This is a genomic window from Spirosoma endophyticum, assembly GCF_900112365.1.
GTDB classification, from domain to species: domain Bacteria; phylum Bacteroidota; class Bacteroidia; order Cytophagales; family Spirosomataceae; genus Spirosoma; species Spirosoma endophyticum.
In genome coordinates, this window is sequence record NZ_FOLQ01000006.1 from 234,550 (window position 1) to 261,208 (window position 26,659).

Below are 26,659 nucleotides of genomic sequence, written 5' to 3' on the forward strand. Positions count from 1 at the left end.
ACTTTAATAAAACTTGCCCGGTTTGCTGATGCACACGTTACCCTGAGCGAGTTGGGCAAGGAATTGACGGGGCGTCATATCCAGGAAATAGTGAAAGTCCTTAATCAGATGACTGTGATCGTGATAACTGAACTTCAGTACAAGATCCAGCCAGTCAACGGGAGCAGGATACGCCTGAAATAGAAAACCAAGTACTTTTTTGAAGCGCAGAAAACGAATCAACTCTTTAGCTGAATAGCCAAGCTGCGCCTGAAAACGCAACTGAATACTTCGAGGAGACAGTTGATACGTATCTGCCAGGGCTTTAATTGGGTCGGTAGCCGATTCCTTAAAATAGGGAATGCTATCCATCAGGGGATGTGCCGACGGCTCGACGGGAGCAACAAACATTAGGGCATACTCACTCAATAGCTGCAACCGATCGCTTAATTCGGGAATACTGGCCAACTGCTGCCATAAATCATCAAAGCAGTTTTTGTTGAGCAATACGTCGGGGTTATACACATCGCCTGCGCTAAACTGCTGCATGGGCACTTTCAACAGCCTATGGAACCCATTGAGGGTGAAATTCACAACAATAAGATCGGCACCAGCAGGCAGTTCATACGTTATCACCTTCTGCAAGGGACCCAATACAGCCGTTTTGCGAACCATATAATCGTTATCACCTATGGAAACAGGAATTTCCGGGCCAAAATTGAACGCCAGAATCATCTCATAATTAGGCAATAACTGCTGACGGAGCGGTGACGCATCCAAGGTTTGCTGAACACAATAAAAATGACTGAATACGGTCGCCAACCGAGCGTCGGCCTCTACTACCTGGCTATTCATTGGCGTAGTCATTTTCGTTTTCTTACAATTTTACCTGGCCGTTCAAGTAGACCTTTGTCTTGTCAAAACACAAATAATACTTTTTAGGCTCACTACGGTCAACCCAATTTTGCTCATTCAATTAAATGAACCTGTAGCGAGCCACTAAACGACAAGCATATGACTATCACAACGAACTCCGTTTCACAGCCAATAGCTAAAAACCCTACCCTGCTCATTACGGGAGCAACGGGCAGCATTGGTACAGCGCTTACCCAACTTCTATCGCAGCGTGGCATCCCGTTTCGTGCCATGGTCCGCTCGCCCAAAGATGCAGAGAAATTCGCCACATTAGCCGGGGCCGATGTAGTGATAGGCGACTTCAACGATGCTACGTCGCTGGCTCAGGCTCTAATGGGCATAGAGCGAGCGTTCCTGTTAACAAACTCCTCAGAACAAGCCAAATCTCAGCAACTTAGCTTTGTGAAACAAGCGCAAAAGGCAGGGGTGCGGTATCTTGTAAAGTTATCCCAGTTAGCCGCTGACAAGGGATCGCCGGTACGGTTTCTCCGCTATCATTCCGTTGTTGAAGAGGCCATTCGAGAATCGGGAATGGACTTTACGTTCCTACGCCCTAATTTGTTTATGCAAGGATTACTGGGGTTCAAAGACTCGATTATTGAACAGGGGAAGTTCTTCGCGGCCATTGGCGATGCCCGGATCAGTGCCATCGACATTCGAGATATTGCGGACGTAGCTGTTGCGGCACTTACTAAATCGGGACATGAGGGTAAAACTTATACGCTAACGGGGCCGCAGGCATTAACCCACAAAGATATGGCCGACGCGTTATCCGTATCACTAAATCGGCAAGTTACATTTATAGACGTTCCATCAGAAGCCATGCGGAGCGCCTTACTTGGAGTGGGTTTTCCAATCTGGCAAGCCGACGGCTTGTTGGAAGATTATGCACATTATAGTCGAAATGAGGCTTCGTTCGTTACGCCAGATGTCCAGGCTGTTACAGGTAATTCGCCACGCACTTTTGCTACGTTCACTCAAGACTACACCCCGGCTTTTTCCTGAAATGATACGTTGCCGAATCTATAAGAAAGCATAAAAAACAAAAAGACTTGTAGATGGTATTTCTGCAAGTCTTTTTGTTTTTTATGCAGTTGGGCGCTCTATTACGGGCAGAAGATCTTATAAAATGTATAACTCACCGTCAGCGCTGTATAGGTATAACTGTCATTCAAGCCGGGGTTGCCTTGTCCTAACTTACTGTTGGTTACACCAAATGTCCTATCACCCAATCCATCTAAATAATCGTTGTTTGTGAAGCGGGTACCAAACTCCACGCCAACGCTCCACGGCCGTTTTATTTCATATTTTATGCCTATGCCCAAGGGGAACGCAAGCATACCACGCGCCTTGATAACGGCATTACTAAAGTTGACGATTCCTACTCCGCCAAATATGTAGGGTGACCAGTTTTTTACTTTTGGCTGTGGTTTATAATTGAAAAAATTATATTCAAAATCTACCGTTACTTCATTGAGACTCGTACGATACGAGTAGTCCCGTGCCTGCTGAAAAGGATCGCCACTAATCCGATCTTCACCACGCAAACCACCAATGGCGACTCCTGCCCGCATTGAAAATGAACGGGTGGCATTATAACGGAAAAACAGGTTCCCCGCTGGTCGATAAAATCGGGGATTGAGTGTCGGCGAAACGTCGCCTTTACAGAGCATCCCGCCCAGGCCTCCGCCTACTTCCATTTTCTGAGCCTGCGTACTAAAACTGATAAAAAGCCCGGCTATCACCAGCCGGGCTATGTTGATTCTATAGTGAGACATAAATCAGGTAATAGTATGCAGTCAGCAGAAAGTGTCTGATTCTCTAGTAGACCAGTCACTTCTCTGATTACCATGCGTTTATTTAATGGGTGGGCACTTGATTTTATACGGAATAATGTACTGAATTGTAAACTGGGTCAATAAGTAGCTATCTTTCAAGTTCAAGATTCCCTTTATACTACGTACTGATGAATTCAATGCATCAGCGATATTCGCCTTTTGCTCAGCCGTACCATTGTCATATAAGCTTCGTAGTATGCTATAACGCTCAGGGGCATTTTTAGTACGAGCCGCAAACTCCTCAAGCCTCCTATCTGTCATGACCGTCGCTACACCCTGTTGTGTCGCTTTATCAGCATAAGTACCATCACCTACGTCATCAAGATAGTCCGTAAACGAATATCGAAAACCAATTTCGGCCCCTATATTAAAGCTATCGTTAAGTTTATATCGCGCACCAACACCAAACGGTATAGAAATCGTTACCAGCGAATACGGCTTAGCAAAACCAGGTTGCCCTTGTCCTTCTGTATGCAATGGTTGAAGTTTAACCCATTGTTGACTACCCGGCTCCGTGGTGACCGGAGTGCGGGCCTCAGGGCTATGTGCCAATAGGGCTATGCCCCCAAATAAATAGGGAGTAAATTTCGCTCTAGCATTGGGGTTGCGTCCATCTTCCTTGAAATTATATATACCCGTAACAGCAAACTCTTTTAAGTCATTACGAAAATGTAGGTTACGTGCATATAAAAAGAGATATTCTTCAACATTATTTTTAGTATATGTATAATCATCGCCCGTAATCCGCGCCCAAGTAAACATAGCACGAGCGGCAAAATGGGGCGTGAACTGACGCGTATAGCCCAGCCCAAGATTCCATCGGGGCAACGTAAATAATGATTTTAAGCCGGTACGATATCCAGCCAGATTACCAAAATAAGTAGACGTACCACCTCCAAACGTCACCGATGAATATGGAACAAAATTCGTATTCGGTCGCCGTTGCCCCGAGCTTTCCGTAACCTGGCCCATCAGCAGACAAACTGCCGCAACACTCATCACCAACTGCTTATGCTTATTCATATTCGTGAAGTACGTGAATCAACCTTGACTGGCTCGTAAACCAGCCAATTCCGAAACGGTAGGGCCGTGGCTTTTATTGGCCCTATACCGTAAAATTTATCTTCTATAAGGACATATGAGCCCTAAAACAAGCCATACCAAGTGGTAAAACTTTAGCTATCTACGCTTTTTAATTGCGTATATCCCACCCCCAGTTAAGTTTGCTACGTAGCGTATTGAGGAAATTATCATCGCTGAGTTTCACCAGCCTGGCCTTGAACGCTTCTTTCTGAACGCTGATCCTGACGGCCGTCTCAACTGTAAATGACCGGGAATCCAGGGCAGCCAAAAAATTGCCACTACGACTCTCAACTTCAAAGGACAATTGACAACTATCCATTACGATCATAGGTCGCACGTTAAGGTTGTGCGGACTAATGGGCGTAATAATAAAGTTATTCGTTTGAGGCAGCAGCACGGGACCTCCGCAGCTGAGCGAATAGCCTGTAGAGCCGGAGGGTGTTGAAATAATTATACCATCGGCCCAATAAGAGTTCAGAAATTCGCCATCGAGATACGTATGCACGGTGATCATCGATGAGGTCTGCGTACGTGTTATCGTAAAATCATTGAGGCCGAAAGGCAGGTTTCCAAAAATATCCTGGCTCGACCGAACGCTTACCAATACGCGTTCATCAATGCTATATTGATCACTGAAAAGAGCATCAATCATTAGGCGCACTGATGCCGGGGCGACCGTAGCCAGAAAACCCAACCGCCCGATGTTAATACCGATGATGGGAATCTGCCGGACACCTACATGCGTAACGGCGTCAAGCAACGTGCCATCGCCCCCCAGACTAAAGATAAAGTCGGCATCTGTAACACCTTCCTCAATAGTGTAGGTAGCCTGGCTGTAATGCGCTACGCCTGCATTATCCAGATACTCACGATACCCTTTGGAGATGATTAATTCAGCTTGCCGTCTGGCCAGTTCCTCAAACATGGACTGGATATATGGACGAGCCGATTCGGGGAAGTTGCGCCCGTGAATGGCGATTTTCATAAAGAGAAGTCGTTAGTCGATAGTCATTTGTCGATAGTCCCGGTATCAATATTCACTGATGACTATCGACTGTCAACTGTCGACTATCCTATGTATTTAAATAACGAAGCAACGAGTCGAGCCGATCCTGGTCAATATTTTCGACAGGGGCATTGGCAAAAGCTGCTTCAATGTGATAACCGAAACGTTCGAGCGTTGAGATGACCCGTGTAATATCGCGTCGATTCAGCTTGAGCGTCAGGCGGGAGCGGTCGGGCTGGCCGTAGGCCGCGCTGGAAAAGAAACTACTTACAATCTTGACGTTATTCGATTCAACCAGACGGCTGATTTCAGATAATGAGTAATCGCGCTCATTCATGTTCAGAATCAGAATGGCACCCACTTCCTGTACGCCTAGTTCCTGCGCAAACTGTTTGAGCAGTTCATTAACGGAAATGGTTCCACTAAATATCCGCTCTGCACTGGTTACCGCAACTACCTCCATATGATGCTGGATGACAAGTCCTAACACCTCGAACAGATGCTGATCTTCCTGCACATACGTCTTTTCAAACAGGCGCATTACGTCACTTAAAGGGCGTTCGTCATCGGCAACGTCCAGTAGCAACTCTTCGCTAACAATGCCCCGATAATCGCCCTGATCGGTCAGCACGAGTTGCCCGACGCGGTGTTCCTCCATCCACTCCAGGGCCTGTCCGACCAGGTCGGTTGGCTTTAGGGACGGCAGCATAGGATCTATTAGTTCGGCGGCCAGCATACTTAGTAATGTTAAAAAAACCTGTTTGGCAGAAAAATACACAAATTAAGTCATAGTTTCAAAACTGTTCTCGGATAACTCTTCACTGAAAACAGGATGCCGGACAAGCCAGCTATCAAGCAACGCATTAAATTGCTCAGGACGTTCCATCATCGGTGCATGGCAGCACTTATCAATAAAGTGCAGTTCTGAATTGGCAATCAACCGATTAAACTCATGTCCTACCTCAGCCGGCGTAATGGTATCGTTCAATCCCCACACCAGTAGCGTCGGCACTTGAATTCGGTAAAGGTCTTTTGCTACGTTATTTCGTTGGGCCGACTTCGCAATAGCCACGATGCTCATGCACTTGGGGATGCTGCTCGTAATCTCAAATACCTCGTCAATCAAGTCTTTGGACGCGACTTTCGGATCATAAAAGGTATAGGCCACACGCTCGGCGATGTAATCATAGCTGCCCCGCTTTGGAAACGATCCACCCATGCCATTCTCGAACAGCCCAGAGCTTCCTGTCAACACCAATCGGCGGGCCTGCTCGGGGTTTTTAAACGCATAAAGAATAGCTAAATGACCACCCAGCGAGTTGCCAAGCAGCGTCATGTCGTGAAGGGATTTCTGAGCAACGAATTTTTCAATGTAGGCCACCAACCCCTCCAGACTAGCCTGACGGATAGGCATTTCGTAAATAGGCAGCAAGGGAATCACCACCCGGTATCGGTCCGAAAAGGTGTTGATAACACTGTCCCAATTACTGAGGGCACCAAACAGGCCATGCAGTAACAGCAGCACTTCGCCCTGACCTTCATCTACGTAGCGGAAACCCGCTTCTTCCCGAATGTGATAGCTCATACGTATTGCGCGGTTAAGGTTGTGGTTAGGTCGTTTTTTTTATAAGTAAACAATACAAAATCAATCCAGTTCTCGATAAGCTTCAATCCATACTGGGTAAGAGCCGCTTCGGGATGAAACTGCACGCCCCATATCGGCAATGTCTGGTGGCGGATGGCCATTACCTCATCCTGTTCCGTTAGAGCCAATCTCACTAATTCATTAGATGGCAGATCTGTTAGCACCAATGAATGATAGCGCGTTACATCAAATTCTGTCGGCAAGCCCTGCCACAACACATCGTCAATTTCGGTCCGAATTGTCGATACCTTCCCGTGCATGGGTCGTTCGGCCCGGATCAATGATGCCCCAAAAAATTCGCCCAGCGCCTGATGCCCCAAACAAATACCCAGCATGGGCACACGCTGATGGTAATAGTGAATAGCATCCATGAGCCGGCCAGCCTGTTTCGGTACACCCGGACCTGGCGACAGCACAACGGCATCGACAGGTTCGTTGATCAGATCAGCGAACGATTCATTGTTTCGCACGACGCGACACGTAGCACCTGCCTGCTGTAAATAATCAACCAGCATGTAGGTGAATGAATCGAAATTATCGACGACCAACAGGTTCATACAGCCATAACGCAAATCATGCGGGCAAAATTAATACTTTCTAAAAAAAAGCAATAACACGTAATTAATAGGATCTGATTATCAGAACATTAATTTTTCACAAACTTAGAAATAGTCAAAATTTATAAAAAAAGTACCACGTAATGAATAACGAACTTATTGATAGGTCGGCGTAGCGGTTAAATTTGACGTTTATTCATAAACTCAACTCATCGCTGACATGGTTACGGATTTGCCCAATCTGGATTCACCCGTTGTTATTATTGGTGCCGGTATGGCTGGTCTAGCCTGCGCCGTTTACCTCAAACAAGCTGGGATTCATGCTCTTGTGCTCGAAGCAGCCGATGGTGTGGGTGGGCGTGTCCGCACCGATACCGTCGACGGTTTCCAACTCGATCGGGGCTTTCAGATTCTGTTGACGGCCTATCCCGAAGCGCAACGGTTGCTCAACTACGCAGCGCTCGATCTACGCACCTTTCGTTCTGGCGCGCTCATTCGGGAGCGGGATGAATGGATAACGGTGCTGAATCCATTACAGGAGCCACTTTCTGTCTTTCGAATGATTGGGTCTTCTGTTGGAACCTTGGGCGATAAACTGCGGATTGCCGAACTGATGCGCCGAACTCAGGGCTTGCCAATTAGCGAACTGTTTCAGCAAACACCCACTACTACGTTAGCATTTCTGCGGGAATATGGCTTCTCAGACCAGATCATAGAACGATTCTTTCGGCCATTTTTTGGGGGTGTGTTTCTGGAAGATGCGCTTATAACCTCGAGTAATTTCTTCGAGTTTTGCTTTCGTATGTTCTTCTCGGGTGATGCCGCCGTACCTGCGCGGGGTATTGGCGTTATTGCGAATCAGCTAGCCAGTCGGTTATCGCCGGAACAAATTCGGCTTAATAGTCCAGTTGGAAAAATTTCGGACAACACAGTTCAGTTAGCCAATGGAGAGACGATTAGGGCGGGGACTATTGTGCTGGCCGTCGATGCAGCCCAGGCCGCTACGTTGCTGGGAAATCCTGCTCCTACTGAACAATCGTTTAATCATACAACCTGTACGTATTTTGCTGCATCAAACTCGCCCAAATCGAACCCGGCTCAGAAACTACTATTACTCAATACACACCGCAGTTCGGCAGTGCATAACGTAGCTATTCTTAGTGACGTAGCTCCTGACTATGCACCGGCCGGGCAGACGCTCATTTCCGTTAGCACACAAAGTCTGGAACTAGTGAATGAACCCGTTTTAACTCAACAGATCCGACAGGAATTAACGGGCTGGTTCGGTAGTGAGGTGCAACAATGGCGGCATTTGCGGACGTATCATATTCCTCATGCCCTGCCCGCTTATGCCCCCATTCAAGCGGGTTCAAATGCGCTTCGTCACCCCCTAAAACTGAGCGATTCACTCTACCAATGTGGTGACCAAACGGCTTACCCCTCGCTCAATGCTGCCATACAAACAGGCCGGGAAGTTGCGGAGATGATCAGTAGCCAGTAAAAAAGAACTTCCCGAAAGATTTAATCTTTCGGGAAGTTGGTAAACGAATAAACTCAAATTACTGCTTCGTATTATACGTATCAAGGAACAGGTAACGTGCCCGATTTTTTTCCGTTTCAAGGCGGGTATTCACGTCGATCTGCATATACTGAACGCTACTCCCACTGTTCGCTGCTGGCCACTTTGGTAAACCCGGACCATTTGGGTTGTGGGTTTTAATGAAATTGGCAAAGTACTCCTGCATAACTTTTGAAACCTTGTAGTCATCGGGAGTCCAGGCGTACGTTTTATTACTGGCCAGATTTCCCATAGCATATTCAATTTCAGCCGAGTGCACGGCACCGCGAGCTGGTGGTATTTTGCTGGCGGGTGTATCCCCTCCCTTCACAACGCCACCGGCTAATCCGGCGGTTGCATTGCCCATTTCAGCGGTCATGGATGGACGCGGACGAGAATAATAGTAGCGATAGACCGGCTTGCCGCCACCCGTTTTAATCTGCATATCAGCCCATTTCCAGGTACTGAACGCCAGGAACCGATCGCTGGCCAGATCCATTGCTGAGTTCAAAACCTCCTCTTCGTTTGTAGCGGGATAGAGTTTCAACACTTCATCGGCACGTTCGCCGTATAGTTTTTTGACGGCACTTGCATAATTCTCTGGCGTTGGCTGTTCTTTGCCCAATATTGCATTTGGGCCCATTTCCTGCGAGTTCCAGCCAGCCAGCAAGGGTACGTGAGCCTGCTCACCAGCCGCAAAAATTGCCGTCGGAGCTTTAGGCAGGAAATACCCATCAATGGTAGAGGTGAACCAGGGAACACCCGGTTTCGCAGTGGCCTCGAGCACTTTTTCGGCTGGCATCGCCCGCAAATCCGCCAACGATTTTGCATCCAGACCCGTTGCAAACGTAACACCGCTCTGTTCTGCGGTGGCAAGTGAGTTAGGTGACATGCCACCTAGCAGTGAACCACTTTCACCAATGGCAGCCGCAAAAAGATCTTTCGCCAGCGGAGATACCATTTGGGCACTTACGGCCACAGATCCAGCCGATTCACCAGCGATAGTTACTTTGTTCGGATCACCACCAAAGGCAGCAATATTCTGTTTTACCCAACGTAGTGCGGCCGTCTGATCCATCAGACCATAATTACCCGACGCGTGATGCGGAGACTCCTTTGTTAGTTCAGGGTGGGCCATAAAGCCAAATACGCCGAGCCGATAGTTTACCGTAAGGGCTACAATGCCTTTCTGGGCCATGCTTTCACCATCGTAGCGCGCTTCTGAACCATCACCCGCAATAAATCCGCCACCGTAGAAATAAACTAACACCGGCAGTTTTTCATTGGCTGATTTTGCAGGCGTCCATACATTCAGGTACAGACAGTCTTCACTCATGCCGTTTGATCGGAAACCCATGTCGCCAAAAACAGCCCGTTGCATGGCGCGTGGCCCAAACTTGTCTGCTTTGCGAACACCCTGCCAGTTTTTAACCGGCTGGGGTTCTTTCCAGCGTAAATCATTGACGGGCGGTTGACCAAAAGGGATGCCTTTAAACGCGCGAATTCCGCTCGATTCTGTAACACCTTCAACAACACCGTTGACTGTTTTGGCCTGAGGAGCGGTTTGGGCAACGGCCACATGGGCCAGTTGAACAGTCAGTACCGAAAGCATAAAAAGAGTTTTCATTGCCATTTTTTTTAGGGGAAAGGAAACGTATTGACAACCACCCAACACTACGTTTGCGGGGTAAATACGGAATTAGTTTGATTATTGTCACAAATTGATACAATAATCAAAACTTAAATTGAGACCACCAAAATTTTTGTTACTTGCGCCTAAATTTTAATCGAATGAGCAATCAGCCAATCCCCGAAGAAATCAGTCCAGATGGTGCAGGCTTTCTGCCAGGTCTGGCTATTGACTTCGTGATTTTTGGGTTTCATCAGAACCAGTTGAAAATTCTGCTGCTGTCATACCGAAATACAGACTTACTGGCGCTACCGGCTGGATTTATTCAGGAAACCGAAAATCTGAACGATGCAGCCCGCCGGGTGCTGGCCGAACGAACGGGTTTGTATGATATTTTTCTGGAACAATTTTACGTTTTTGGCGATCGAAGCCGCCACGATCCGGCCCCTATGCGAGCCATTATGGAAGCTAAAGGCATTGTTCCTGACGAAAACCATTGGTTGCTACGTCGGTTTGTTTCGGTTGGCTATTACGCCCTGATTGATTTCACAAAAGCAGTACCCATTCCCGATCCCTTATCGGACAGTTGCGAGTGGTATGATCTAGCTAGCCTTCCCGCATTAATGCTGGATCACCAGACGATTGTTCAAAAAGCACTGGAAACGCTTCGAACCGATCTTGACCGGAAACTGATTGGTTTTAATCTCCTATCTGATACATTTACCATGGCCGATCTGCAATGTCTTTACGAAACGATTTTGGATCAGCCATTGCATCGATCGGGATTTCAACGCAAGATGCTCAGTCTGGGGATTTTAGAACGTCTCGACAAGAAATTCAGCGGGGGAGCTCATAAGGCCCCGTATCTATACCGATTCGTTTCTAACTAATAATTTTGAACACTGGACGGTCAGCCGCAGCCGTCAAAACAAATAAACCGCTTACCCGATCCGTTGATTTTTCATGCGTGTAAACGTATTGCGCCGTTACGTACTTCCCTTGCTGATTGCCTTGCCAATTGGGGCTTTGCTGCTTTACCCACAAGTACTTCGGTGTATGTACGTCAGACAATCAGCGGATTTCCATCGTCTTGCTCCTGGTAGCGAAACATACGTCAGTCGCACAGCTACGGCGTCTCAACAGGCAAAACTCCAACAACACGTCCGTGTCGCTCATGACCGCATCCACCGTTTTTGGGGCGATCGACGCGGTCGTGCTACGTTGATTTACTGCCCAATTCAAGCTGATTACGAACAATATTGCGCGGGGGGTGAAGGGGCCGGATGTAGTTTGGGAACGCCCTGGGGCACGTCTTACCTGGTGCTGGGCCCGGATGGCAATAACCCCGACGTGATTGCGCACGAACTCTGCCACGACGAATTATTTGCCCGCCTGGGCTGGTGGCGCGTTAAACGTCAGATTCCACAGTGGTTCAACGAAGGGCTGGCCTTAATGGTCGATTATCGCTTCACGAATCCGGCGGTATGGGATAAGCCGGATAGTTTGCAGCAAGCGCTTTCGACCGCTGGTGAGGATGATTGGGTGCTGTTCCCGCAACATCCTATGCTCAAACTGGCTGACCTAGAAACTACCCGTGACTTTTTCGGTGGCGATTCCTTCCATACGATGCTGGCCTACCAAACAGCAGCCGAAGAGGTCACGCGCTGGTTAGCTGTGGTAGGACGACCGGGCGTTCCGGCCTTATCCAATGCAATGGCAACGGGTCATGAATTTAGTGATACGTATCGACAATTGGAGCGCGCAAAACGAGCCGCGCGAAAACGTAGTAAATAAGTTAAATTAGCTGCGCTTTGGTTGATTGAATGACACTATTCTAACAAAATCGAGATAATTCCAGTCACGGCCAAACCAAACAAAATCAGGCCTTGTTCTATGCTAACTGACAGAACCTCTGGCCTTATCCTATGAAAATACCTCAACTTTTTTTGTTTTTACTGCTCAACGGACTGACTGGCCTTGCTCAGTCTACCAAACTAACGAATTCGCCCACATCGGGCTTCGATATAGCGGGTTCAGATACACGTGCCGTACAGATTGCCGATGCTGTGATGAATGCGATGGGCGGGCGGGAATCGTGGAATGAAACCCAGTTGATTACCTGGACGTTTGCTGGCGTACGGAAGTTCGTCTGGGACAAATGGTCGGGTGATGTTCGAATCGATAATCTTCACGATGACCAGACAATCCTACTGAATATCAACAATGACAAAGGGCGTGTTTTCCGTAACGGCGATGAACTGACCGATCCGGATTCAGTGGCTAAATACGTTAAACAAGGCAAGCAAAACTGGATTAATGACTCATACTGGCTTCTGATGCCCTTCAGGCTTAAAGAACCGGGCGTAACACTCAAATACCTGGGCGATGAGATTACGCAATTAGGCAAACCCGCCGATGTGCTTCAAATGACGTTCAAAAGCGGCAGTAGCATGCCCGGCAATAAGTATAAAATATGGGTAGATAAGAAATCAAGGCTGGTAACGCAGTGGGCTCGCTATCCCAAAATTACCGACCAGTCCCCCCTTTTCACGTTGCCCTGGGACGATTATCAGCAACATGGTGGTATTCTGCTCTCCAGTGGCCGGGGTGGACGCGACCTAACCGATATTAGGGTCTTTACAGGTTTACCAGGTGAAGTTTTCAGCGATTTCACCCGAACCGACTTGAGCCGATATCCACAGGCAAAGTGAGTGTACGGCTTTCAGCTTACGAAAGCCGTTGAATTAAAACCGTGCGCTCAACATTGCAAACCTAAAACCGTAACAAACTAACTCGTTAAAATCACTGTTTTCTCCTTCATGGAAGTAGCTGTTTTACAATCCCCCGTTGCCCAAACAAAAGTAGTTGGTAAAACGGGCGTTTTAATCGTCAACCTTGGCACCCCCGATAGTCCATCTGTACCCGACGTACGTAAATACCTGCGTGAATTTTTGATGGATGGTCGGGTTATCGACATTCCGCTCGTTCAGCGTTCACTGCTCGTCAATGGCGTTATTGCTCCGTTTCGCGCCCCTAAATCAGCAAAAATTTACAAGCAGCTCTGGACCGAAACGGGTTCGCCGTTGAAGTACTATGGACAAGTCGTTGAGAAAGAATTGCAAAAAGAGCTGGGCGATGACTACGTAGTGAAATTAGCGATGCGCTACCAAAGCCCCAGCATTGATGCAGGTCTGAACGAATTCCAGCAACTTGGCCTGACTAACATTATCGTCGTACCGTTTTTTCCGCAATATGCGTCAGCCTCAACTGGCTCAGTATATGCGAAAGTGATGGATATTGTTAAAGATTGGAACGTAATTCCAGCCATTCGGTTTGTCAACCGTTTTCTGGAGCATCCGAAATTCATCGAAGGATTCGCACAGATTGCCCGCAAATACATGGCGGCTTATGATTACGATCACTTTCTGTTCAGCTACCACGGATTGCCCGAAAGACAGATTCGTAAAGGTGATGTAACGAAAACAGTCTGTCAGTTTGGTGATTGTTGCAATACGTTCAATGCGCTGAATCAACATTGCTATCGGGCACAATGCTTTGAAACGACGCGCCTGCTGGTCGAAGCTTTAGGCATTCCCGAAGGAAAATACACGACTTCGTTTCAATCGCGCCTTGGCAGCGACCCGTGGATTAAACCCTATACCGACGAGGTCATTAAGGAATTCCCGTCTAATGGCATTAAGAGCGTACTGGCATTTTCGCCTGCATTCGTCGCAGATTGTCTGGAAACGACGATTGAAGTTGGCGTAGAATACAAAGAATTGTTTGAGCAGGCTGGCGGCAAACACTGGCAGTTGGTCGAAAGCCTAAACGACAGCCCGATCTGGATCGAAACACTGGTTGACCTGGTAAAGACGGCCTAGTAGAGATCACTCTCTCATTAGGCAAATAACTGATAATTAGTAAGCTATCACTATGCAGTGATTAATTAGAATTGCCCATTGAGTAATGAAGAACTGGCTGGCGCGGATAGTGATTCGCGCCAGCCAGTTCTTTTTAGTATAAATTGAGTGAGTAATTACCCTACGGTTATTAAGGAACTCTACCTAAATTGCCAGCGAAAAAATGTAATTACATCATCAATTTATGCAACAAAAGATACGTCGTGAAGATGCCCTTGAATATCACGCGAAAGGGCGTCCGGGCAAACTCGAAGTTATTCCCACCAAAGATTACAGTACGCAGGCCGATTTATCACTGGCGTATTCGCCGGGCGTAGCTGAGCCTTGTTTAGCCATTGCTGCCAATCGCGAAGACGTTTATAAATATACAGCCAAGGGAAATCTGGTCGCCGTGATCAGTAATGGAACGGCCGTGCTGGGCCTGGGCGACATTGGCCCCGAAGCCAGCAAGCCCGTTATGGAAGGCAAAGGGTTACTGTTTAAGATTTACGCAGATATTGATGTATTTGACATTGAGTTAGATACCAAAAATGTCGATGAGTTTGTCAGAATGGTAAAAATTCTGCAGCCAACATTTGGGGGCGTAAATCTGGAAGACATCAAAGCACCAGAATGCTTCGAGATTGAGGAGCGGCTAAAAGCCGAACTGAATATTCCCATCATGCATGATGACCAGCACGGTACGGCCATCATCTCCGCGGCTGCCCTGCTGAACGCGCTCGAAATCGTTGGCAAGAACATTCAGGAAGCAAAGATTCTGATAAACGGCGCGGGGGCATCAGCCATTTCGTGTACGAAATTGTATGTGTCTCTAGGTGCCAACGTCGACAACGTAGTGATGTGCGACAGCAAGGGCGTTATCCGCGCGGATCGTACCGATCTTGATGAACGTAAATCCCTTTTCGCTACGTCCCGCGACCTGCACACGCTCGAAGAAGCATTCGTTGGTGCCGACGTATTTGTCGGTTTATCGAAAGGTAATACGGTGAGCCAGGACATGGTACGTTCGATGGCTGAAAATCCGATCGTGTTTGCGATGGCCAACCCCACGCCCGAAATCAGCTACGAAGACGCCATTGCAGCCCGCCCCGATATTATTATGGCAACGGGTCGATCTGACTACCCAAATCAGGTCAACAACGTACTGGGTTTCCCCTACATTTTTCGGGGAGCGCTCGACGTGCGCGCTACCGAAATCAATGAAGCCATGAAGCTGGCGGCCGTAAAAGCCCTGGCCGATATGGCGAAGAAACCCGTTCCTGATCTGGTCAACATGGCGTACGGAACAGATAACCTAATGTTTGGGCGTGGCTACATCATTCCTAAACCCGTTGATCCTCGTTTGCTAGTCTCGGTGGCTCCAGCCGTGGCAAAAGCCGCGATGGAATCGGGCGTAGCGAAGCAGCCAATCACCGACTGGGACGCCTACGAAAGTCAGCTGGCCCGGCGGTTGGGACAGGACACGCGAATCTCACGGGTGATTAATAATAAGGCCCGAACGAATCCAAAACGGGTCGTTTTTGCCGACGCCGAAAACTTGAAAGTACTTAAGGCGGCCCAGCAAGTAAAAGATGAGGGGATTGCGCAGCCCATTTTGCTGGGTGAAATAGCCATGATTCAAGACATGATCACCCAGAATAATCTGGATCTTGCGGATGTCGCTATCATCGATCCGCGTTCGGCGGAGCAGCATGCACTTGTCGATCAGTTTGGCGATTTATTTTATAAAAACCGACATCGCAAAGGCGTGAGTGCTATCGAAGCCCGAAAACGAATGCTTCAGCGCAATTACTTTGGCGCTATGATGGTTGAAACCGGTCAGGCCGACGCGCTGATTTCAGGGTTGACGCAGAACTATCCCGACACCATCCGGCCTGCGTTGCAGGTTATTGGTAAAGAGCCGGGCGTGCAGAAAGTGGCGGGGATGTACATTTTGCTGACCAACCGGGGCCCGCTATTCTTCTCCGACACAACGGTCAACATGAATCCTACGGCCGAAGAGATTGTCGAGATTACGGAACTGACGGCACGAACGGTTGAGCGCTTCAATATCAAACCGCGCATCGCTCTGGTGACCTATTCCAATTTTGGCAGCGCTAAAGGGGAAGACGCTGATAAAATGCAGCAGGCCACTGAGATCCTACAAAAGAAACATCCTGAGATGGTCGTAGATGGCTCGATGCAGGCACACTTAGCCTTCAATGTGGACTTACTACGCCAGAATTATCCGCTTAGCAAGTTGGTAGACGAAGGCGCTAACACGCTCATTTTCCCGAATCTGTCAGCGGCTAATATCGCGTACAACCTGATGCGGGAAGCCGCCGGACCACGTTCGGTGGGTTTCGACGCGATTGGCCCAATTTTATTAGGTATGCGCAAGCCTGTTTACGTACTACAACTTGGCTCATCAGAACGGGAAATTGTCAATATGGTGGCCATTGCCGTGGTCGAAGCGCAGGGAGTGAGTTAGGTGAGAGTTACAACGTAGGGAGGCTGGTTACGGACCAGATAAAATCACGAATAAAAAGGGCGTTCAGATTGAGAACCATTTTATGAGTTCTCAATCTGAACGCCCTTTTTATTAGAAAAATTGTAGCAGAATTACAGATAATACTACTTGAAACAGTATTCATTTATTCATTTCAACAAGCCTAATTACTAGACAGTTATCTAAAAAAGTTACCATTAAATAAATCAGTAAAAATACCTATTCATCACCAGTAAATAATTTCTCACATTTACGAGCTATTCAAAAATCATTTACTAAAAAATTTTATTACCATGAAAGAACTACACTGCAAAGACCTGGGTTTCGACTGCCCTGCTGTTGTTAAAGCTGAAAGCGAATCTGACGTGTTACAAATAGCCGCCCAACATGCCCAAGAGGTTCATCAGGTAACGGTCACACCAGAGATGGCCGAGCAGATAAAGCCTCTGATTCACGACGTATAACAGCCTGGCAACGTAGTATGACAAGCAAAAGACATTTACTGATCGTTCTCGGGTACTTCTTCATGGGTGTTACAACTTACGCACAGACATCCACAACCACTGTTTCTACTGCGAACGCGAAAAAGATGAAATTCCTTATCCACATTACGTGTGGCCCGGAAAATGCCACAAAAGCGGCTTTAGGTTTTCTGGTAGCAAAAACGGCTCTCGATGAAGGACATACTGTCTCACTTTTTCTGGCGGGCGATGCTGTTACCTTGCTCAAAGACACCGAAATGGATAAAGTAGTGGGGTTGGGGACAGGCAAACTGAGGGAACATTATGAGGCCATTGCCAAGGCAGGCGGTAAGTTCTATTTATCAGGCATGTCTTCGAAAGCGCGTAACATAACAGATGCTGACATTACGGGGAAGCCTGCCGAATTCGCCATGCCTACCGTATTAGTCAGGCTCGCTACCGATAGTGACCGGATGTTTACGTACTGATTTTTCACAGGACTATAGTTTCTGCTTGCCTCAATAAGCGCGCCAAGTATAAGTCAAACCGTCTACACCACTGCCAAGCAGAATGAGAGCGTCTGGGTGATTTCGTATCCAGTTAAAGCGAACAAGTGTGCTCAATACGAGCGCATTATCCATGAAATTTTCTGGCTTGGTGCTAAGAATTTATCGGCGGCAAAGCAGAATATATCTAAACAAACACGCGTCATGCACCCCACCAAGCTAGTAGCTGATAGCTCATACGCCTAGCTGTTTAGCGCTGATTACGGCATTGAATCATTTCTGACGAAAGAGTATGGGCCCCAAAAAGGCAACGAATAGTTTAAGTTATTCAAGGACTCAATCATAGAAAAGAATTACAAAGACTATCGGGTAATTCAGTCGAAAGATTAACGTAAGAAATAGCTTTCACCTAACGTACCGCCAAAATTCAACTACAAATCTACCTACGCATCAGGGATGATCGGCGGGAGTCGAGTTTGAGGAAGATAAACAGGAGAATCGAAAATGACCAGAGCGATGAACCCCCGTAGCTAAAAAACGGCAACGGAATACCAATAACAGGCATCAGGCCGATGGTCATACCGATATTGATCATGAGGTGGAAAAATATAATTCCCGCCACGCAGTAGCCATACACCCGCGCAAATTTAGTACGTTGCTTCTCGGCCAGAATGACAATGCGGGTAAGCAGTCCGACAAAGAGAGCAATGATCACGAAACTACCCAGAAAGCCGTGTTCTTCACCGATGGTGCAGAAGATAAAGTCGGTACTTTGCTCGGGCACGAAGTCGAGTTTGGTTTGTGTTCCTTCCAGAAACCCTTTCCCGTATAACCGTCCCGAGCCGATCGCAATTTTAGCCTGCGTTACGTTCCAGCCAACACCCAACGGATCAATAGTTGGGTCAACGAGTACTTTGATACGGTTGCGCTGGTGTTTTTGTAGGACATCGTTCACAAAAAAATCGACTCCCGCCACATACACCATCATAACAATGGCAACGATCCCCATCGATAACAGGTTGTTTATCGTGCGATTGTACCGGGGCATAAGCAGGATAACGATACCGATAAGAACAACGATGCCAATGAAGATATACAGCTTGGAAAATATTAACGCCAGGATTAATAAAGCGACGGCCGCAATGCCGATGGCCGGAATCCAGCCGGGCAATCCTTCGCGATAAAGCATGATTACAAACGAGGCAAATACCAGCGTAGAGCCCGTTTCGTTGGAAGCCAGAATCAGAATACAGGGCAGCACAATGATGGCTCCAATGTAGAGCAGGTCCTTTTGCTTATTCAGACTAACGCCCGGTATGTCCAGATACTTGGCTAAAGCCAGGGCCGTAGCCATTTTTGCGAACTCTGCCGGCTGAAGCTGAAAACCGCCAAACTTAATCCACGACCGCGATCCATTGATGTTTGCACCCGCCACCAAAACGAGTAGCAGCATGGCAATCATAACACCGTAGAAGACGAAAGCGAACGTATCGAAAAATGTATGATTGACGACAAGAATACAGATAATCAGAATGACTGTCGTGCCAATCCACATCAACTGCTTCCCGGCATTGGTCGACATATCGAAGAGGCTGGTTTGGTCCTCAGGACTATACACAGCCGCGTAGACATTCAGCCAGCCTATTGTTACACAGCCGAGGTATAATAAAAGCGTGAGCCAGTCGATTGGTTGCGCAAAAGGATCGTTACGGCGCGCCATTGTTACTAGATGTCAAAATCGGATAAACGAAGATTAAATACCACCCGCACCCGCCATTGGCGTGCTCTGGCGCTGGTTGGCGGTCATAAGTGGTTTAGGCGCAATTGCCTTGGGCGTTGGTATTCTTGTGGTATCGAGGTACCGGGTTGTATCTTTTTTCATCGGCACGGCTTTTCGAGGGGCTGGTACGCCAGCAATTGGAGGCAGATAGCTGGCCGCCATAAGCCGGGCTGCTAAATGCTTGGAATCCGTTTTCCCTTTGATAAAACGCTCGGCAACCAAAGCAGCAATCGGTGCGGCCACATCGCCCCCCCAACCAGCATTTTCAACGAATGCGACGACGGCAATTTTGGGGTCGTTCATGGGCGCGAAGCCAACAAAAATGGAGTGATCAAACTTATGCCCGTATTTGGCATTCTGCGACGTACCGGTTTTACCGCACATGTCAATGCCATAAATATTAGCCGATTTCGCGCTACCACTTAGTACGGCCCGACGCATTCCGTCGATAACTGGCAGGAAATATTGACGCTCAACGCCCGTGTCGTGACGTTCCAGGTATTCTGCCGGTACATTCTCCCCTGGCTTACCGAAGCCTTTTATGTAATGAGGTGTGATGAACCACCCCCGATTGGCAATGGAAGCCGCCAGATTGACTAATTTCAACGGACTGATCAGCAGCTCACCCTCGCCGATACTAAGCGACGAAACATAGGAAAATTTCCAGCGATTCGCTCCGTGATACATTTTGTCGTAATACGGTACGTCGGGCAGATTACCGCGTAGTTCACTCGGCAGATCGACGCCAAGCCGCTGCCCAATACCAAATTTTTCAACCCGCTCATGCCACTTTGCCAATCCCACCGCCGATGCCTTGAATGTATTTTTTTCGGCGTTGTTGTAGAGCATTTTCCGAAATACCTGATAGAAATACGGGTTGCAGGAATTACCAATCGCCCCACGCAGATCATTCCCCCCCCGGCAGTGGCACCGCATGGGCGAACCTGCGTGGCCGTATACTGTCTGCGGCAGCAACGTACCATCCTGTTGCGCGACCAGGGCCTGAATCAATTTAAAGGTCGAGCCGGGCCGATAGCTCGCCATGATAGGCCGGTTAATAAGTGGCTTGTAAGGATTTTTGATCAGCTCCCGATAATTTTTCGAGAAGACCCGGGTCGATAGCAGACTCGGATCGTACGTTGGCGCTGACACGGATGCCAGGATTTCGCCTGTGGAAGGATCAACGGCCACAATGGCACCTACTTTGTGCTGCATCAGGCTATCCGCAAATCGTTGCAGGTCAGAGTCGATGCCCGTAATCAGGTTTTTACCAGCAACGGCCAACGTATCGAAAGCACCATCTTTCCACGATCCCTTATTGACACCGTGTACGTTCTGCATGATGAATTTGACGCCCCGCCGACCCCGCAATTGTTCTTCGTATTGCTCTTCCAGCCCGTTTTGCCCAATATAGTCGCCCTGCCGGTAGTAAGGATACTCCTGCTCATCGAGCTTCTTGCGGCTGATTTCGCTAATGTAACCCAGTGCATTCGCAAGCGTATGGCCCGGATAAGACCGCACCGAACTGATCATTGGCTTAAAACCCCGAAAGTCTACCAGTGCATCCTGAATCCGGGCAAAATCCTCTTTCGATAGTCGGCGCATGAACAACGATGGCTTCACTAACGAATAGTTTTTAGCCAGTCCCATGATGCTATCAAAGTCGGATTTGGTCAGATTCATTAACTGACAGAACGCCAGCGTATCCGAAATTCGGGCCTGTTTGGGCGTTACGTACAAGTCGTAAACAGGCGTATTGTCAACAAGAAGTTTATTGTTTCGGTCATATATCTGACCTCGATAGGGTATTTCGATTACCCGCTTAATCGAGTTCTTCGATGCTCCTAATGAATAGGTATCATCGAGGACCTGCAAATAGAACAATCGGGCCAGATATAAAAGGCCAACTATGCAGAAAACTCCGATAATGACCCACTTACGATTCTCTAACATGAGAATAAATTCCTTAAATTCAAGCGATGTACTCTCTACAAAGTTAGTCTAATAACGATGAACTAACGTAGTAGTGATGAATTATGAATGATAAATTATGGATGATAGTTCGTATCTGTTTTATCCTATTTTTTGTGTATCATTTATCATTCATAGTTCATCCTTAAATATCACCATCCTTTAGCCGTTGTCCTGATTCGACAGAGATACATGTCGGCGGTAATATAAAGCGTGGAGCCATCATCGCCCCAGGCACAGTTGGCCGTTGAATTACCAATTTTAATATGGCCCAGAAATTCCCCGGCGGCCGATAAGACCAGTAAGCCATTGGCACCAGTTACCCACAAATTACCGTCGCGGTCGGTCTTCATGCCATCAAAACCACCTTCAAATCCCTGCTTTTTCATCGCATCAGGTCCAAAAACGATACGTCCCTTTCCAACTGATCCGTCAGCCTGCAAGGGATAGACCATCAAAACCGGATTCTTAGGGTCTGATTGAGCGACGTAGAGTAGTTTCTCATCGGGCGAGAGGGCTACGCCATTGGGTCGAGTCAGGTCACTCACGACGATCGACACTTGGCCTGGGACTCCGTTACGTTCGGGAGCAATACGGTATACGCCATAACCGTCTGTTTCGCGATCCGGGTCATTTTCACCTTTACGCATCCCATACGGTGGATCGGTGAAGTAGTAGCTGCCGTTCGAGTGGGCCACTACGTCGTTGGGGCTACAAAACCGCTTGCCATTGTAGTTATCGGCCAGGGTTCGCTTGCCACCGCTGCCGTCCAGGGGCATGGCTGTTACGCGCTTGTCGCCATGTTCACAGGAAATAAGCCGCCCCTTCGTGTCGATCGTCAGGCCATTGGAGCCTCGCTCCCCCCCGTACTCGCCCAGGCCAGTGTAGCCCGATGGTGTCAAAAACGGCTTGGCGCCTTCTTTTTCCGTCCATTTGAAAATTGTGTTTTCCGGTACGTCGGAGAAAAGCAGGTAATTTCCCTTCCTGATCCAGATCGGCCCTTCAGACCAGGTAAATCCGCTGGCCAGAACCTCTATTTTGGCTTCTTTGGGAATAAGTTTGTCCAGTCGCGGGTCGACCCGAATCACCTGCCCAATGGTCGGATAATTCGTCGTTTGGGCTATGGCTGACGTAAGCGTTATACCTAGCCAACCAGCCAGCAAAATAGATTTCGTTTTCATGGGTTTGGATTTGCGGGTTTAACCAGCATTTAGGAACAAAAAGTAAGATCCTCAGGAATTTACCTTAGCCATATCACGAAACCTGACCTACCGCTCCAAAAGTGAACCTGGACATTACATTCAGGGTAAATTATATTCGTGTTGGTTTATGCGCTACGTCCAGACATCAGCCTTCACTAATCAAAAAGAGCGTACTATGATCGTTAAAATGGCTGAGGGAAACCTCAAAACTAAATTTGGAGAGTAACATTAAATACTCTTTTACAACGGGCAAAAAGAATCGTTTGCCTTAATTATGGGCGATGTAGCCGGGGAAGAAGATGTACTATGCCGCGTGCATTCTTCCTGCATTTTTGGCCATCACTTCAACAGCATCGAGTGCGATTGCCGGGAACAAATGGAAATATCTCAACAGCTCATTCAGGAAGCAGGCAAAGGCATTATTATCTGGTTAGAGCAGGAAGGTAAAGGAAATGGTCATTTTGCCCTGTTAAAAAGCGTCGACTATAAACGGAAGGGTGTAGCACAAGCCGAGGCCTACGAAGCAGTGGGCTTTAAGCGGGATGCGAGAGACTACACCCAAGCCGCCGACATCCTGAATGAAATTGGTGTTAAATCAGTACGAATGCTGACCAATAATATCAACAAAGTGGAAACGCTTACCCAACATGGAATTAATGTGGTTGGTATTAAACCCACGAAACTGTAATGAGCCCTTTAACCTTCGACAAAGTTTCAAACTTTGCCAAAGGTATGATTACTAGATAGCGCAAGCATTTTCAGGGTATATAGCACCTCATTTCTCTAAATTTTAACTTATTTTTAGCTGGATTTTCCCAATTCCCAATTAAACTCTTTCCATGAACGACAACAAACAGGCGGGTTCGTCGGAGAACAACGCAACAAATTCCCGACGGACGTTTCTGAAGACGCTTGGCATTGCTGGTACGGCCGCTGCCGCAGCGCCAGCGGCACTTGCCGAAACCAGTTCTCCCCTACCCCAATACCTGAATCTGGTTAAAAGCCACAGCAGCACTGCGGCCAACGATAAGGTACGTATCGCTCTGATCGGTACGGGCGGCATGGGTATCGGTGATACGCAAACGGCACTGATGGTCAATGGTGTCGAAATGGTAGCTGCCTGCGATTTGTATGACGGACGGCTGCGTCGGGCTAAAGAGCTTTGGGGCGATCAGCTTCCAGTTACTAAAGATTACCGGGAGATTTTGGAGCGCTCCGATGTCGATGCGATTATCAATGGTACGACCGACCATTGGCACGAAAAAATTTCGTCGGATGCGATGCACAAAGGCAAGCACGTATACTGCGAAAAGCCTATGGTTCAGAAAGTTGAAGATGGCCATACGCTTATTAAAGTAGCGAAAGAAACCGGCAAAGTTTTTCAGGTAGGTAGCCAGTTTGCCAGCTCGCTCCTGATTGCCAAAGCGCGTGAACTGTTGAAAGCCGGAGACATTGGCGAGCTTGTGTTTGCCGAAGCCATCTACGATCGCCACAGTGCGATGGGCGCCTGGCAATATTCAATTCCGCCCGATGCTTCTCCGCAAACGGTCGACTGGGATACGTATCTGGGTAGTGCGCCAAAACGCCCCTGGGACCCACTCCGCTTTTTCCGGTGGCGGAATTACCGGGACTACGGAACCGGTATCGCCGGTGATCTATACGTTCACCTGCTCACGTCGCTTCACTGCATTACCGGCTCCAAAGGGCCAACCCGTGTGTACTCAACCGGCGGCACTCGATACTGGAAAGATGGACGTGATGTTCCTGATATTCAACTGAGTATCTACGATTACCCAAAAACAGCAGAGCACCCGGAATTTAACCTGACGACTCGTTCTAACTTTGTTGATGGTGGCGGTGGCAATTATCTGGTACGGATTGTAGGTACAGAAGGTGACCTGTCGCTCGGCTTCGATAGCCTGACCGTTCACCGGAATAAATTCCCCAAGGCTCCGGGCATGTCGATTGATAACTTCCCGAAAGATCAGAAGGAATTATTCATTGCGGAATACAACAAATTGTATCCACCACATCCCGAACTCGACGGTCCTAAGGAGTTTAAATATTCGTTTCCAAAAGAATATAAAGGCGACCGCTACGAGCACTTTGTCAATTTCTTCAGTTCGATACGCCAGAACACCCCAAACGTAGAAGATGCTACGTTCGGTCTACGTGCCTGTGGTCCAACGCAGTGTGGGAATCTGAGCTATTTCCAGAAAAAACCATATAGCTGGGACCCAATCAATATGAAAATCATGACGACTACGTAGCAGCAACCTTAGTAGATAGCATAAAAAAAGAGAGTCAGACCATAAATTGGTACTGGCTCTTTTTTTATTTACTACAAACTATTCAAGTTATACAATATATTTATACCGGCTAAAGCTATTATATCAGAATTAAATTTCATATTTTCCATGAAATACTATATATCTATCTTTATTACATTCCTTCTTGTGCCAGCTTTATTGATGGCGCAGCCTAAAGAGGCAAAGTCTGCAAAAAAACAGCCGGGCAAGCTCGATCAGTTAAAGCAGGAAGCCATCAAGGCAGTGGAGCAGCGGAAAGATCAGGCGCAGCAGATCAATGATATGCTGTTTAGTTTTTCGGAGCTTGGTTTCCAGGAAGAAGAGTCATTTAAATACTTGACTACGCTACTTGAGAAAGAAGGCTTCACGATCCAAAAAGGCATTGCCGGAGTGCCCACGGCCTGGATTGCTACGTGGGGGTCGGGGAAGCCCGTCATTGCTATTGGCTCCGATATAGACTGCATTCCCAAAGCCAGTCAAAAACCCGGTGTGGCCTACAAAGACCCGATTGTAGAGGGCGCTCCGGGCCATGGTGAAGGTCACAATTCAGGTCAGGCACTTAACATCGTCGCGGCTCTGTCGGTAAAGCAGCTTATGGAGAAAAATAAGTTATCCGGTACGTTGATGCTCTGGCCGGGCGTAGCTGAGGAGCTTCTTGGCACGAAGGCATTTTACGTTCGGGATGGCTATTTTAAAGATGTAGACGCCTGTATTTTCACACATGTAGCCGACAATCTCAGTGTTTCCTATGGCGATGCGGGCTATAACGGTATGATCTCGGCCAAGTTCTCGTTTGAAGGCCAGGCCGCTCACGCAGCGGCTGCCCCGTGGCGCGGACGTAGTGCGCTCGATGCCGTTGAGTTAATGAATGTCGGCTGGAATTACCGGCGCGAACACTTGGAACTAACCCAACGTTCCCACTACGTTGTATCGGATGGGGGAGACCAACCGAACGTAGTACCCTCGAAAGCATCGGTTTGGTATTATTTCCGGGAACGGTCATATCCTAAAATCGTAAAACTCTTTGAAACCGGCATTAAGGTAGCCGAAGGGGCTGCCTTAATGACCGATACGAAGTTTACTTACGAAATTCTGGGGTCGGCCTGGCCGGGGCATTTTAACAAACCGATAGCCTCGGTGATGTACGACAACATCAAACAAATTGGTTTACCAACCTGGTCAGCTGAAGATCAGATGCTGGCGAAGGCTACGCAGAAAGAACTACAATCGCCTAAACGAGAAGGGCTAGCTATAAAATTAGATACCATTGGCACCCCTGTTCCGACAGCTCCCACGGTTATGATGGGTGGGCAATCCATGGTGCCACTGACCGGCGGCTCCGATGATATATCCGACATATCGTGGGTCGTGCCAACGGTTGTGCTGCTTTATCCCTCAAACATTCCTGGCTTGCCGGGTCACCATTGGTCGGACGCGATTTCGATGGCCACGCCCATTGCTCACAAAGGTGTTGTGGCGGGTGCAAAAGTCGAAGCCATGACGTTGCTGGACATGCTGTTGAAACCCGAAATAATTCAGGAAGCAAAGGCGTATTTTAACGACGAGCAAACGAAAGACACGAAATACACCCCCTTGATTTCGAAGAAAGAACTTCCGGCAGTCTACCTGAACAAGAAGATAATGGCCGAATTCAAGCCCAGGCTGGAGAAGTTTTACTATGATCCAACGAAGTACAAGACGTACTTGGAACAACTCGGCATTAAATACCCAACGCTACGTGACGACCAACGGGCTGAGTTGACAAAACAGGCCGGGACGAAGGGGAAATAATCTTATCACTGGGTTAAAAC

The 26,659-nt window shown here is 47.9% G+C and carries 23 protein-coding genes; 12 read left to right on the plus strand and 11 right to left on the minus strand.

Going from position 1 to position 26,659, the window contains the following annotated elements; translation table 11 throughout:
- Positions 1–3: 3 nt before the first annotated feature.
- Positions 4–834 carry a helix-turn-helix domain-containing protein gene (locus BM202_RS17720; protein ID WP_177236620.1) on the minus strand — a complete coding sequence of 277 codons (831 nt, stop codon included), beginning with the start codon at positions 832–834 and terminating at the stop codon, positions 4–6.
- Positions 835–993: 159 nt separating this feature from the next.
- Here BM202_RS17720 and BM202_RS17725 point away from each other — a divergent pair, with 159 nt between their 5' ends.
- Positions 994–1,899: an SDR family oxidoreductase gene (locus BM202_RS17725; protein ID WP_093828477.1), complete on the plus strand. Its 906-nt coding sequence runs from the start codon at positions 994–996 to the stop codon at positions 1,897–1,899.
- A gap of 101 nt (positions 1,900–2,000) precedes the next feature.
- Here BM202_RS17725 and porG read toward each other — a convergent pair whose 3' ends face one another.
- From porG to BM202_RS17755, 6 genes are all read right to left on the minus strand, one after another.
- On the minus strand, positions 2,001–2,672 hold the full coding sequence (gene porG / locus BM202_RS17730) for a type IX secretion system protein PorG (protein ID WP_177236621.1): 672 nt from the start codon (positions 2,670–2,672) through the stop codon (positions 2,001–2,003).
- A 78-nt stretch (positions 2,673–2,750) separates the two neighbouring features.
- Positions 2,751–3,755 (minus strand): hypothetical protein, encoded by a 1,005-nt coding sequence (locus tag BM202_RS17735; RefSeq protein WP_093828479.1) that lies wholly within the window; start codon positions 3,753–3,755, stop codon positions 2,751–2,753.
- Positions 3,756–3,924: 169 nt separating this feature from the next.
- Entirely contained in the window at positions 3,925–4,800 is an 876-nt protein-coding gene (locus BM202_RS17740; RefSeq protein WP_093828481.1) for an NAD kinase, read from the minus strand.
- An 88-nt stretch (positions 4,801–4,888) separates the two neighbouring features.
- Positions 4,889–5,557 (minus strand): CBS domain-containing protein, encoded by a 669-nt coding sequence (locus BM202_RS17745; protein ID WP_093828483.1) that lies wholly within the window; start codon positions 5,555–5,557, stop codon positions 4,889–4,891.
- Between the two features lie 45 nt (positions 5,558–5,602).
- Entirely contained in the window at positions 5,603–6,406 is an 804-nt protein-coding gene (locus BM202_RS17750; RefSeq protein WP_093828485.1) for an alpha/beta fold hydrolase, read from the minus strand.
- Positions 6,403–7,023, minus strand: coding sequence for an anthranilate synthase component II (locus BM202_RS17755; protein ID WP_093828487.1), 621 nt, complete (start codon positions 7,021–7,023; stop codon positions 6,403–6,405). Before BM202_RS17755 ends, BM202_RS17750 begins: the two co-directional genes overlap by 4 nt.
- 220 nt (positions 7,024–7,243) lie before the next feature.
- Between BM202_RS17755 and BM202_RS17760 the strand changes: the two genes are divergently transcribed.
- Positions 7,244–8,524, plus strand: coding sequence for an NAD(P)/FAD-dependent oxidoreductase (locus tag BM202_RS17760; protein ID WP_143100708.1), 1,281 nt, complete (start codon positions 7,244–7,246; stop codon positions 8,522–8,524).
- A gap of 58 nt (positions 8,525–8,582) precedes the next feature.
- Here BM202_RS17760 and BM202_RS17765 read toward each other — a convergent pair whose 3' ends face one another.
- Positions 8,583–10,208, minus strand: coding sequence for a carboxylesterase/lipase family protein (locus tag BM202_RS17765; RefSeq protein ID WP_093828489.1), 1,626 nt, complete (start codon positions 10,206–10,208; stop codon positions 8,583–8,585).
- Between the two features lie 164 nt (positions 10,209–10,372).
- Between BM202_RS17765 and BM202_RS17770 the strand changes: the two genes are divergently transcribed.
- The 7 genes from BM202_RS17770 to BM202_RS17800 all read left to right on the plus strand — a co-directional run bounded on the left by BM202_RS17770 (position 10,373) and on the right by BM202_RS17800 (position 17,568).
- Positions 10,373–11,101 carry an NUDIX hydrolase gene (locus tag BM202_RS17770; RefSeq protein ID WP_093828491.1) on the plus strand — a complete coding sequence of 243 codons (729 nt, stop codon included), beginning with the start codon at positions 10,373–10,375 and terminating at the stop codon, positions 11,099–11,101.
- Positions 11,102–11,174: 73 nt separating this feature from the next.
- The gene (locus BM202_RS17775; RefSeq protein ID WP_093828493.1) at positions 11,175–12,005 is read left to right on the plus strand and encodes a hypothetical protein; all 831 of its coding nucleotides are present in this window, start codon (positions 11,175–11,177) and stop codon (positions 12,003–12,005) included.
- Between the two features lie 131 nt (positions 12,006–12,136).
- On the plus strand, positions 12,137–12,922 hold the full coding sequence (locus BM202_RS17780) for a hypothetical protein (protein WP_093828495.1): 786 nt from the start codon (positions 12,137–12,139) through the stop codon (positions 12,920–12,922).
- 108 nt (positions 12,923–13,030) lie between these two features.
- Positions 13,031–14,092: a ferrochelatase gene (gene hemH / locus BM202_RS17785; RefSeq protein WP_093828497.1), complete on the plus strand. Its 1,062-nt coding sequence runs from the start codon at positions 13,031–13,033 to the stop codon at positions 14,090–14,092.
- A 223-nt stretch (positions 14,093–14,315) separates the two neighbouring features.
- Positions 14,316–16,601 carry an NADP-dependent malic enzyme gene (locus BM202_RS17790; RefSeq protein ID WP_093828499.1) on the plus strand — a complete coding sequence of 762 codons (2,286 nt, stop codon included), beginning with the start codon at positions 14,316–14,318 and terminating at the stop codon, positions 16,599–16,601.
- Between the two features lie 311 nt (positions 16,602–16,912).
- The gene (locus BM202_RS17795; protein WP_093828501.1) at positions 16,913–17,083 is read left to right on the plus strand and encodes a DUF1059 domain-containing protein; all 171 of its coding nucleotides are present in this window, start codon (positions 16,913–16,915) and stop codon (positions 17,081–17,083) included.
- 125 nt (positions 17,084–17,208) lie between these two features.
- Positions 17,209–17,568: a DsrE family protein gene (locus tag BM202_RS17800; RefSeq protein ID WP_093828760.1), complete on the plus strand. Its 360-nt coding sequence runs from the start codon at positions 17,209–17,211 to the stop codon at positions 17,566–17,568.
- A 457-nt stretch (positions 17,569–18,025) separates the two neighbouring features.
- Here BM202_RS17800 and rodA read toward each other — a convergent pair whose 3' ends face one another.
- The 3 genes from rodA to BM202_RS17820 form a co-directional block, all read right to left on the minus strand.
- The gene (rodA, locus tag BM202_RS17810; protein ID WP_093828503.1) at positions 18,026–19,306 is read right to left on the minus strand and encodes a rod shape-determining protein RodA; all 1,281 of its coding nucleotides are present in this window, start codon (positions 19,304–19,306) and stop codon (positions 18,026–18,028) included.
- Positions 19,307–19,339: 33 nt separating this feature from the next.
- Positions 19,340–21,319 (minus strand): penicillin-binding transpeptidase domain-containing protein, encoded by a 1,980-nt coding sequence (locus BM202_RS17815; protein ID WP_093828505.1) that lies wholly within the window; start codon positions 21,317–21,319, stop codon positions 19,340–19,342.
- A gap of 170 nt (positions 21,320–21,489) precedes the next feature.
- Complete coding sequence (locus tag BM202_RS17820; RefSeq protein WP_093828507.1) at positions 21,490–22,518, minus strand: SMP-30/gluconolactonase/LRE family protein; 1,029 nt, start codon at positions 22,516–22,518, stop codon at positions 21,490–21,492.
- A 253-nt stretch (positions 22,519–22,771) separates the two neighbouring features.
- Between BM202_RS17820 and BM202_RS17825 the strand changes: the two genes are divergently transcribed.
- The 3 genes from BM202_RS17825 (at position 22,772) to BM202_RS17835 (ending at position 26,639) form a co-directional block, all read left to right on the plus strand.
- A complete protein-coding gene (locus BM202_RS17825) occupies positions 22,772–23,227 on the plus strand; it encodes a GTP cyclohydrolase II (RefSeq protein ID WP_262507697.1) in 456 nt (151 codons plus the stop codon).
- A 151-nt stretch (positions 23,228–23,378) separates the two neighbouring features.
- Positions 23,379–24,809, plus strand: coding sequence for a Gfo/Idh/MocA family protein (locus BM202_RS17830; RefSeq protein WP_093828509.1), 1,431 nt, complete (start codon positions 23,379–23,381; stop codon positions 24,807–24,809).
- Positions 24,810–24,956: 147 nt separating this feature from the next.
- Entirely contained in the window at positions 24,957–26,639 is a 1,683-nt protein-coding gene (locus BM202_RS17835) for an amidohydrolase (protein WP_093828511.1), read from the plus strand.
- The last annotated feature ends 20 nt before the right edge of the window (positions 26,640–26,659 follow it).

Coding starts and splice junctions, on each gene's coding strand:
- BM202_RS17720 (WP_177236620.1), bottom strand. CDS start 834: ATGAATAGCCAGGTAGTAGAGGCCGACGCTCGGTTGGCGACCGTATTC.
- BM202_RS17725 (WP_093828477.1), top strand. CDS start 994: ATGACTATCACAACGAACTCCGTTTCACAGCCAATAGCTAAAAACCCT.
- porG (WP_177236621.1), bottom strand. CDS start 2,672: ATGTCTCACTATAGAATCAACATAGCCCGGCTGGTGATAGCCGGGCTT.
- BM202_RS17735 (WP_093828479.1), bottom strand. CDS start 3,755: ATGAATAAGCATAAGCAGTTGGTGATGAGTGTTGCGGCAGTTTGTCTG.
- BM202_RS17740 (WP_093828481.1), bottom strand. CDS start 4,800: ATGAAAATCGCCATTCACGGGCGCAACTTCCCCGAATCGGCTCGTCCA.
- BM202_RS17745 (WP_093828483.1), bottom strand. CDS start 5,557: ATGCTGGCCGCCGAACTAATAGATCCTATGCTGCCGTCCCTAAAGCCA.
- BM202_RS17750 (WP_093828485.1), bottom strand. CDS start 6,406: ATGAGCTATCACATTCGGGAAGAAGCGGGTTTCCGCTACGTAGATGAA.
- BM202_RS17755 (WP_093828487.1), bottom strand. CDS start 7,023: ATGAACCTGTTGGTCGTCGATAATTTCGATTCATTCACCTACATGCTG.
- BM202_RS17760 (WP_143100708.1), top strand. CDS start 7,244: ATGGTTACGGATTTGCCCAATCTGGATTCACCCGTTGTTATTATTGGT.
- BM202_RS17765 (WP_093828489.1), bottom strand. CDS start 10,208: ATGAAAACTCTTTTTATGCTTTCGGTACTGACTGTTCAACTGGCCCAT.
- BM202_RS17770 (WP_093828491.1), top strand. CDS start 10,373: ATGAGCAATCAGCCAATCCCCGAAGAAATCAGTCCAGATGGTGCAGGC.
- BM202_RS17775 (WP_093828493.1), top strand. CDS start 11,175: ATGCGTGTAAACGTATTGCGCCGTTACGTACTTCCCTTGCTGATTGCC.
- BM202_RS17780 (WP_093828495.1), top strand. CDS start 12,137: ATGAAAATACCTCAACTTTTTTTGTTTTTACTGCTCAACGGACTGACT.
- hemH (WP_093828497.1), top strand. CDS start 13,031: ATGGAAGTAGCTGTTTTACAATCCCCCGTTGCCCAAACAAAAGTAGTT.
- BM202_RS17790 (WP_093828499.1), top strand. CDS start 14,316: ATGCAACAAAAGATACGTCGTGAAGATGCCCTTGAATATCACGCGAAA.
- BM202_RS17795 (WP_093828501.1), top strand. CDS start 16,913: ATGAAAGAACTACACTGCAAAGACCTGGGTTTCGACTGCCCTGCTGTT.
- BM202_RS17800 (WP_093828760.1), top strand. CDS start 17,209: ATGAAATTCCTTATCCACATTACGTGTGGCCCGGAAAATGCCACAAAA.
- rodA (WP_093828503.1), bottom strand. CDS start 19,306: ATGGCGCGCCGTAACGATCCTTTTGCGCAACCAATCGACTGGCTCACG.
- BM202_RS17815 (WP_093828505.1), bottom strand. CDS start 21,319: ATGTTAGAGAATCGTAAGTGGGTCATTATCGGAGTTTTCTGCATAGTT.
- BM202_RS17820 (WP_093828507.1), bottom strand. CDS start 22,518: ATGAAAACGAAATCTATTTTGCTGGCTGGTTGGCTAGGTATAACGCTT.
- BM202_RS17830 (WP_093828509.1), top strand. CDS start 23,379: ATGAACGACAACAAACAGGCGGGTTCGTCGGAGAACAACGCAACAAAT.
- BM202_RS17835 (WP_093828511.1), top strand. CDS start 24,957: ATGAAATACTATATATCTATCTTTATTACATTCCTTCTTGTGCCAGCT.